This is a genomic window from Hydrogenophaga sp. (assembly GCF_035481345.1).
Taxonomy (GTDB): domain Bacteria; phylum Pseudomonadota; class Gammaproteobacteria; order Burkholderiales; family Burkholderiaceae_C; genus Hydrogenophaga.
On sequence record NZ_DATIGV010000159.1, the window covers coordinates 22,699 to 30,023 of the forward strand.

The 7,325-nt window shown below is 69.4% G+C and carries 8 protein-coding genes; 3 read left to right on the forward strand and 5 right to left on the reverse strand.

What is annotated here, in order from left to right; all coding sequences use genetic code 11:
* Positions 1–7: 7 nt before the first annotated feature.
* From mreD to VLG41_RS16205, 3 genes are read right to left on the reverse strand one after another with little or no spacing between them, the layout of a single operon-like run.
* A complete protein-coding gene (gene mreD / locus VLG41_RS16195) occupies positions 8–538 on the reverse strand; it encodes a rod shape-determining protein MreD (RefSeq protein ID WP_325350426.1) in 531 nt (176 codons plus the stop codon).
* The gene (gene mreC, locus VLG41_RS16200) at positions 535–1,500 is read right to left on the reverse strand and encodes a rod shape-determining protein MreC (protein WP_325350427.1); all 966 of its coding nucleotides are present in this window, start codon (positions 1,498–1,500) and stop codon (positions 535–537) included. Before mreC ends, mreD begins: the two co-directional genes overlap by 4 nt.
* A 28-nt stretch (positions 1,501–1,528) precedes the next feature.
* A complete protein-coding gene (locus VLG41_RS16205) occupies positions 1,529–2,572 on the reverse strand; it encodes a rod shape-determining protein (protein WP_009519392.1) in 1,044 nt (347 codons plus the stop codon).
* 270 nt (positions 2,573–2,842) lie between these two features.
* Between VLG41_RS16205 and gatC the strand changes: the two genes are divergently transcribed.
* From gatC to gatB, 3 genes are read left to right on the forward strand one after another with little or no spacing between them, the layout of a single operon-like run.
* Entirely contained in the window at positions 2,843–3,142 is a 300-nt protein-coding gene (gene gatC, locus VLG41_RS16210) for an Asp-tRNA(Asn)/Glu-tRNA(Gln) amidotransferase subunit GatC (RefSeq protein ID WP_325350428.1), read from the forward strand.
* Positions 3,139–4,635 (forward strand): Asp-tRNA(Asn)/Glu-tRNA(Gln) amidotransferase subunit GatA, encoded by a 1,497-nt coding sequence (gatA, locus tag VLG41_RS16215; protein WP_325350429.1) that lies wholly within the window; start codon positions 3,139–3,141, stop codon positions 4,633–4,635. The genes gatC and gatA overlap by 4 nt, the downstream gene beginning before the upstream one ends.
* Positions 4,636–4,637: 2 nt before the next feature.
* Positions 4,638–6,122 (forward strand): Asp-tRNA(Asn)/Glu-tRNA(Gln) amidotransferase subunit GatB, encoded by a 1,485-nt coding sequence (gene gatB, locus VLG41_RS16220; RefSeq protein ID WP_325350430.1) that lies wholly within the window; start codon positions 4,638–4,640, stop codon positions 6,120–6,122.
* A gap of 12 nt (positions 6,123–6,134) precedes the next feature.
* Here gatB and VLG41_RS16225 read toward each other — a convergent pair whose 3' ends face one another.
* Positions 6,135–6,803, reverse strand: coding sequence for a DUF4124 domain-containing protein (locus tag VLG41_RS16225; RefSeq protein ID WP_325350431.1), 669 nt, complete (start codon positions 6,801–6,803; stop codon positions 6,135–6,137).
* Positions 6,804–6,829: 26 nt separating this feature from the next.
* Positions 6,830–7,325, reverse strand: a 496-nt coding sequence (gene pyrE / locus VLG41_RS16230; RefSeq protein WP_325350432.1) for an orotate phosphoribosyltransferase, incomplete at its 5' end; no start/stop codon positions are given.

Here is a 7,325-nt window from a genome sequence, read left to right on the forward strand (position 1 = left end):
TGCCGGGTCAGAGGGGGCGGTTGTCGTCGGGGTCAGGCGCGCGGCGTTGGGGCGCCAGCAGCATCACGGTGACGAAGGGCCACAGCATGGCCTCGATCAGCGGTGAAAGGAAGTAGGGCCAGCCCGGGAAGCTGCCGCCGCCGAGCAGGCGCACCACCATGCCCAGCAGGTGGGCCACCGCGAACAGCGGCAGCACCTGCAGCGACTGCTGCAACACCGGGAACCACAGCAGGCGCCGGTGCATGGCCACGGCACCGAAGGCCATCACGGTGTAGGCCAGCGCGTGCTGGCCCAGCAGCGAGCCCTGGTGCACGTCCATGGCCAGGCCGAAGAAGAAGGCCGTGCCCACGCCAATGCGCAGCGGCTGGTGCACGCACCAGAACACCAGGGTGAGGGCCAGTAGGTCGGGCACCCAGGCGGCGCGGCCGAACAGGCCCATGTTCATCAGCATGTTCAGCGCCAGGGTGACGAGCAGGCTGAACCAGATGAAGACGGTGTTGGCGGGCAGCAGCAGCTGCTGGCCGGGGCGCATGATCATGGAGTGGCTCCCCGGTTGCCCGGTCGCGCAGCGCCCTTGGCGCCCGGCACGCCGCCGGGCTTGGCGACATCGCTGGCGGGTGCCGCGGCGGGTGGCGGGGGCACCTGCGCGCCGGCGGGCTCCAGCACCAGCACGTGCAGCGTGCCGTCCATGCGGGCCAGCGGCTCGGCGCGGATGCGCATGAAGGAGGAGCCGCTCTGGCGTTCCACCGTCGTCACGCGCGCCACCGGCAGGCCGGGCGGGTAGACGGCGTCCACGCCGCTGGTGGTGAGCAGGTCGCCCTCGCGGATGTCGGTCTCGGCCAGGGTGTAGCGCAAGGCCAGGCCGTCGCCGTCGCCGGCGGGCTCACCGTAGGCCACGCTGCGCACGCCGGAGCGCACGTCGAGCACGGGAATGGCCTGGTCGCGGTCCACCAGCAGGCTTACTTCGGCGATCAGCGGGTACACGCGGGTGACCTGGCCCAGCACGCCCGATTCGTCGATCACCGGCGAGCCGGCCTGCACGCCGTGCGTCTGGCCGCGGTCGATGACCACGCGGCGGGAATAGGGATCGGCCGCGTCGTAGACCACCTGGGCGCCGATGGCCCGCGGCATCACCCGCTCGCGCATGGACAGCAGCTCGCGCAGGCGCTGGTTCTCGTTGCGCAGCTGCTCCACTTGCAGGCTGTTCGCGGCCTGGTCGGCCAGCCGTCGCACGGCGCCGGCCTCGTTCTGCTGCGCGGCGTGCAGGCTGGTGACGTATCCGCCGGCCGCGCCCACCAGTTGCACGGGTTGCAGCACGGCCCATTGCACGGGGTAGAGCACCGTGGCCAGCACCGCCCGCACGGGTTGCGCCACGCGAAAGCGCAGGTCGGCCACCATCAGGAACAGCGCAATGGCGCTGAACACCACGAGCTTGGACAGGGCCGAGGGGCCCTGCTTGAAGAACGGCGGTGGGGTGCGGTCCAGCGTGCCCAGTGGCATGGTGGCTCGCCGCGGGGTACCGCGGCCCTTATTCGCTGGTGAAGATCGTGCCCAGGCGCTCCATGCGCTCCAGGGCCATGCCGCAGCCGCGCACCACGCAGGTCAGCGGCTCTTCGGCCACCAGCACGGGCAGGCCGGTTTCTTCGGCCAGCAGGCGGTCCAGGTCGCGCAACAGGGCGCCGCCGCCGGTGAGCATCATGCCGCGCTCGGCGATGTCGGCGCCCAGTTCGGGCGGGGTCTGCTCCAGCGCGTTCTTGACGGCGCTGACGATCTGGTTGAGGGGTTCGGTGAGGGCTTCCAGGACCTCGTTGGAGCTGATGGTGAAGCTGCGCGGCACGCCCTCGGAGAGGTTGCGGCCCTTGACCTCCATCTCGCGCACTTCCGAACCCGGGAAGGCGGAGCCGATTTCCTTCTTGATGGCCTCTGCCGTGGGCTCGCCGATCAGCATGCCGTAGTTGCGGCGGATGTAGGCAATGATGGCGTCGTCGAACTTGTCGCCGCCCACGCGCACGCTGCCCTTGTAGACCATGCCGCCCAGGCTGATGACGCCCACCTCGGTGGTGCCGCCGCCGATGTCGACCACCATGGAGCCCGAGGCGTCGGACACCGGCAGGCCGGCGCCGATGGCCGCGGCCATGGGTTCCTCGATCAGGTAGACCTCGCTGGCGCCGGCGCCCAGGGCCGATTCGCGGATGGCGCGGCGCTCGACCTGGGTGGAGCCGCAGGGCACGCAGATGATGATGCGCGGGCTCGGCTTGAACATCGAGCGCGGGTGCACCATCTTGATGAACTGCTTGAGCATCTGCTCGGTGACGGTGAAGTCGGCGATCACGCCGTCCTTCATCGGGCGGATGGCCTCGATGTTGCCGGGCACCTTGCCGAGCATGGCCTTGGCCTCGCGCCCCACGGCCTGGATGGTCTTCTTGCCCTGGGGACCGCCTTCGTGGCGGATGGACACGACCGAGGGCTCGTCGAGCACGATGCCCTTGTTGCGCACGTAGATGAGGGTGTTGGCGGTGCCGAGGTCGATGGCCAGGTCGGTCGAGAAACTCCGACGGAACGCTTCAAACATGGTGGGTGAATCCTGTGGAATGCGTGCGCTCACGCGAGCGCGTGCAGCCGGGGGTGGGGCCGAAGATCGGGCCGGACATCGGGGGCTAAGTGATTGATTCGGTGACGAAAACCGGGCCAAAAGGCCGACTCCGCCGAACGCTGGATAATACCCGAACGCCTGTGTACAACCGCACGAAAACAGGGCGGTTTGCCCCGCAAAAGCGCCGTTTTGCAACCGGTTGCAGGCCTTCGCCACACCCGTGGCGCGGGCTCCTTCACCCCCAGCACCATGTCCCTGACCCTTCAAGACATCGGGCGCATCGCCAACCTGGCGCGCCTCGAACTCGACCCCGAGCACAGCGAGCGCATGCTCGCGCAGCTCAATGGCTTCTTCGACATCGTTGAACAGATGAACGCGGTCGACACCACCGGCGTGGAGCCGCTGGCCCACCCCACGGCCGTGATGGAGGACGTGGCCCTGCGCCTGCGCCCCGACGTGGTGAGCGAGCCGAACGCGCGCGAGGCCAACCAGAAGAGCGCCCCGGCCGTGGAGAACGGCCTGTTCCTGGTGCCGAAGGTGATCGAATGAGCGCGCCGGATCTGCACCACATGGGCGTGGCCGAGCTCGCGCAGGCCATCGCCGACAGGAAAACCAGCAGCACCGAGGCCACGCAGCACCTGCTGGCGCGCGCGAAGCAGCACCAGGCGCTGGGGGCCTACCTGTCGTTCAACGAGGAGGCCTCGCTGGCCCAGGCCCGCGCGGCCGACGACCGCGTCGCCGCTGGCGAGCGCACGCCGCTGCTGGGCGTGCCCATCGCGCACAAGGACATCTTCGTCACACGCGATTTCCCCAGCACCGCGGGCTCGAAGATGCTCGACGGCTACCAGAGTCCCTTCGACGCCACCGTGGTCACGAAGCTGGCGAAGGCCGGCGCCGTGAGCCTGGGCAAGCTCAACTGCGACGAGTTCGCCATGGGCGGCAGCAACCAGAACTCGGCCTACGGACCGGCCCACAACCCCTGGGACACCACCCGCGTGCCCGGCGGCTCCTCGGGCGGCACGGCCGTGGCCGTGGCCGCGCGCCTGCTGCCTGCCGCCACCGGCACGGATACCGGCGGCTCCATCCGCCAGCCCGCCAGCTTCTGCGGCGTGACCGGCATCAAGCCCACCTACGGCCGCTGCTCGCGCTACGGCATGGTGGCCTTCGCCTCCAGCCTGGACCAGGCCGGCGCCATGGCGCGCAGCGCGGCCGACTGCGCCACCTTGCTCACCGCCATGGCCGGGCCCGACATCGACCGCGACTCCACCAGCCTGGACCACCCGGCCGAGGACTACGGCCGCCTGCTCGGCCAGCCCCGGCAAGGCGCCACGGCCGCGCAGCCGCTCAAGGGCCTGCGCATCGGTCTGCCCAGGGAGTTCTTTGGCGAGGGCGTGGCCGCCGACGTGCAGGCGCCGGTGCGCGCCGCGCTGGCGGAGGTCGAGAAGCTTGGCGCCACGCTGGTGGACGTGTCGCTGCCGCGCACGGAGCTGGCCATTCCCGTCTACTACATCATTGCCCCGGCCGAGGCGAGCTCGAACCTCAGCCGCTTCGATGGGGTCAAGTTCGGCCATCGTGCGGCCAAATACGGCGATTTGCTGGATATGTACAAGAAGTCGCGCAGCGAGGCCTTCGGCCCCGAGGTGCAGCGGCGCATCATGATCGGCACCTACGTCCTCTCACATGGCTACTACGACGCCTACTACCTCAAGGCCCAGCAGATCCGTCGCCTGATCGCGCAGGACTTCCAGCAGGCCTTCACGCAGTGCGACCTGATCGCCGGCCCGGCGGCGCCCACCGTGGCCTGGGCCATCGGAGAGAAGGCCGACGACCCGGTTGCCAACTACCTGGCCGACGTCTTCACGCTGCCCGGCAGCCTGGCCGGCCTGCCGGGCATGAGCGTGCCGGCGGGGTTCGGCGCCGGCAATCTTCCGGTCGGGCTGCAACTGATGGGCAACTACCTGAAAGAGGCCGAGCTGCTGCAGGCCGCGCACGCCTTCCAGCAGGCCACCGACTGGCACACCAAGACGCCCGCAGGGTTCTGACCATGAGCAAGCCAACCGCCTCCCTGCTGGTGCAAGGCTACGAAGTCGTGATCGGCTTCGAGACGCACACCCAGCTCGCCACCCAATCCAAGATCTTCAGCCGCGCGGCCACCGCCTTCGGCGCGGAGCCCAACACGCAGGCCTGCGCGGTCGACCTCGCGCTGCCCGGCACCCTGCCCGTGATGAACCGCGAGGCCGTGGCCTGCGCCATCCGCCTGGGTCTGGCCGTGGGCGCGCACATCGCCGAGAAGAGCGTCTTCGCGCGCAAGAACTACTTCTACCCCGACCTGCCCAAGGGCTACCAGATCAGCCAGTACGAGATCCCGGTGGTGCAGGGTGGCTCGGTGAGCTTCTTTCTGGGCGACGAGAAGAAGACCGTGCGGCTCGTGCGCGCCCACCTGGAAGAGGACGCGGGCAAGAGCCTGCACGAGGACTTCATCGGCCAGAGCGGCATCGACCTCAACCGCGCCGGCACGCCGCTGCTGGAGATCGTGACCGAGCCCGACATCCGATCCAGCGCCGAGGCCGTGGCCTATGCCAAGGAGCTGCACAAGATCGTCACCTGGATCGGCATCTGCGACGGCAACATGCAGGAGGGCTCCTTCCGCTGCGACGCCAACGTCTCCGTGCGCAAGCCGGGCGCGCCGCTCGGCACGCGGCGCGAGATCAAGAACCTGAACTCCTTCAAGTTCATGCAGCAGGCCATCGACTTCGAGGTGCGCTGGCAGATCGAACAGATCGAGGACGGCCACGCCATCGAGCAGGCCACGGTGCTGTTCGACCCCGACACGGGCGAGACGCGCGCCATGCGCACCAAGGAAGACGCGGCCGACTACCGCTACTTCCCCGACCCGGACCTGCCGCCGCTGGTGGTGGCGCGCGACTGGGTGGACGAAGTGAAGGCGGCCATGCCCGAGCTGCCGCGCGCCATGGCCGAGCGCTTCGTGCAGCAGTACGGCCTGCCCGAGTACGACGCCACCACGCTCACGCAGAGTCCGGCCATGGCGGCCTACTTCGAGGCCGCGGCCCAGGCCAGTGGCCAGGCCAAGTTGGCCAGCAACTGGGTGATGGGCGAGGTCTCGCGCCGGCTCAACAACGAGGAGCGCGACATCGCCGAGGTGCCGGTGAACGCGGGGCAACTGGCCGCGCTGCTCACGCGCATCGCCGACGGCACGGTGTCCAACAACGCCGCCAAGCAGGTGATGGACGCGCTGTGGACCGGCGCGGGCGCCGATGCCCAGGTGATGGATGCGCGCGCACAGATCGACGCCGTCATCGAGGCCAAGGGCCTCAAGCAGGTCAGCGACGTGGGCGCGATCGAGAAAATCATCGACGAGGTGATGGCCGCCAACGCCGACATGGTGGCGCAGTTCCGTGCCGGCAAGGACAAGGCCTTCAACGCCCTGGTGGGCCAGGCCATGAAGGCCAGCAAGGGCAAGGCCAACCCCCAGCAGGTGAACGACCTGCTGCGCAAGAAACTGGGCTGATGCGGGGGTGGGTCAGCGGCTCTGGGCGGCCGTGTTGGCCCAGAGCTGCTTGAGCTTGGCCAGTTCTTCGTCGAAGCGCGCGTTCACGCGTTGCTTTTCCTGGACCTGGTCGGCCAGGAAGCGCTTCTGCACGTCCATCTGCTTGTCGTTGTCCTCGACCTTGCGGCGCAGCCACAAGGGGGCCTTGGCCAGGTCGCCCTGGTAGAACTCCAGCTCCAGCGCGATGCCCTTGCGCTGCTCGACCAGCGCGGCCTCGCGCTTGTGCACCGCCGCAATCACGTCGTCGATCTGTGCGAGCGCGTCCTGGCGCTCCTTGTCGTGCACCGCCTGGTTGGGGTAGCGGATCAGCAGCGCCCGCTCGCGTCGGCGCTCCTCCTGAATGCGGGCCTGCTCTTCCTGCTCGACCCGGCGCCTGGCCTCCACCTTCTCGCGCTCCTCCCGCGTGTAGCTGGGCGGGATCACCTCGCGCACGGTGCCGGTGCGGCCCAGGCGCTGCTGCTCGCGGTCGAGGCAGTCGACGATGGGGCGGTCGGAGGTGATGCGGCGGCCCTTGCTGTCGGTGCAGGTGTAGATGGACTGGCTGTTCTGCGCCTGAGCGCCCGCTGCCACCAACCACACGGCCGCCGCGATGGCCGGCCCGAGGCGGCAGGACAGGGAGGGCGGCGACAGTGGGTGGTTCATGTGCGGTCTGGCGGGTGACGTGCGGCTCAGCGCACGCCGTAGCGTGCTCGGTAGGCCAGCACCCGCTCGCGGTGCGCCGCGACATCGTTGCCGGCCTGAGCGGACAGATACTGCAGCAAATCATCGAGCCTCGCAATCGCACAGACCTGCAGCCCAAGCTGCTGCTGCACGTATTGCACGGCACTGTGATCCACGTCGCGGACCACGCCATCGGGCGCCACCTCGGTGGCTTTCTCCTGCCGGTCCAGCGCGATTGCCACGGCGCTCGGCGTGGCGCCGGCCGCGCGGATCAGCGCGATGGACTCGCGCGCGGCGGTGCCCGCGCTCATCACGTCGTCGACGATCAGCACCCGGCCCCTGAGCGGCGCACCCACCAGGGTTCCGCCTTCACCGTGGTCCTTGGCTTCCTTGCGGTTGTAGGCGAAGGGCACGTTGCGGCCCAGACGGGCGAGTTCGATCGCCACGGCGGCGCCCAGCGGAATGCCCTTGTAGGCCGGGCCGAAGATCATGTCGAAGGCGGTG

What these genes read in the sequence shown, in the direction of transcription:
- VLG41_RS16225 (WP_325350431.1), bottom strand. Translation starts at nt 6,803, where the DNA reads ATGAACCACCCACTGTCGCCGCCCTCCCTGTCCTGCCGCCTCGGGCCG.
- gatB (WP_325350430.1), top strand. Translation starts at nt 4,638, where the DNA reads ATGAGCAAGCCAACCGCCTCCCTGCTGGTGCAAGGCTACGAAGTCGTG.
- VLG41_RS16205 (WP_009519392.1), bottom strand. Translation starts at nt 2,572, where the DNA reads ATGTTTGAAGCGTTCCGTCGGAGTTTCTCGACCGACCTGGCCATCGAC.
- mreC (WP_325350427.1), bottom strand. Translation starts at nt 1,500, where the DNA reads ATGCCACTGGGCACGCTGGACCGCACCCCACCGCCGTTCTTCAAGCAG.
- gatA (WP_325350429.1), top strand. Translation starts at nt 3,139, where the DNA reads ATGAGCGCGCCGGATCTGCACCACATGGGCGTGGCCGAGCTCGCGCAG.
- gatC (WP_325350428.1), top strand. Translation starts at nt 2,843, where the DNA reads ATGTCCCTGACCCTTCAAGACATCGGGCGCATCGCCAACCTGGCGCGC.
- mreD (WP_325350426.1), bottom strand. Translation starts at nt 538, where the DNA reads ATGATCATGCGCCCCGGCCAGCAGCTGCTGCTGCCCGCCAACACCGTC.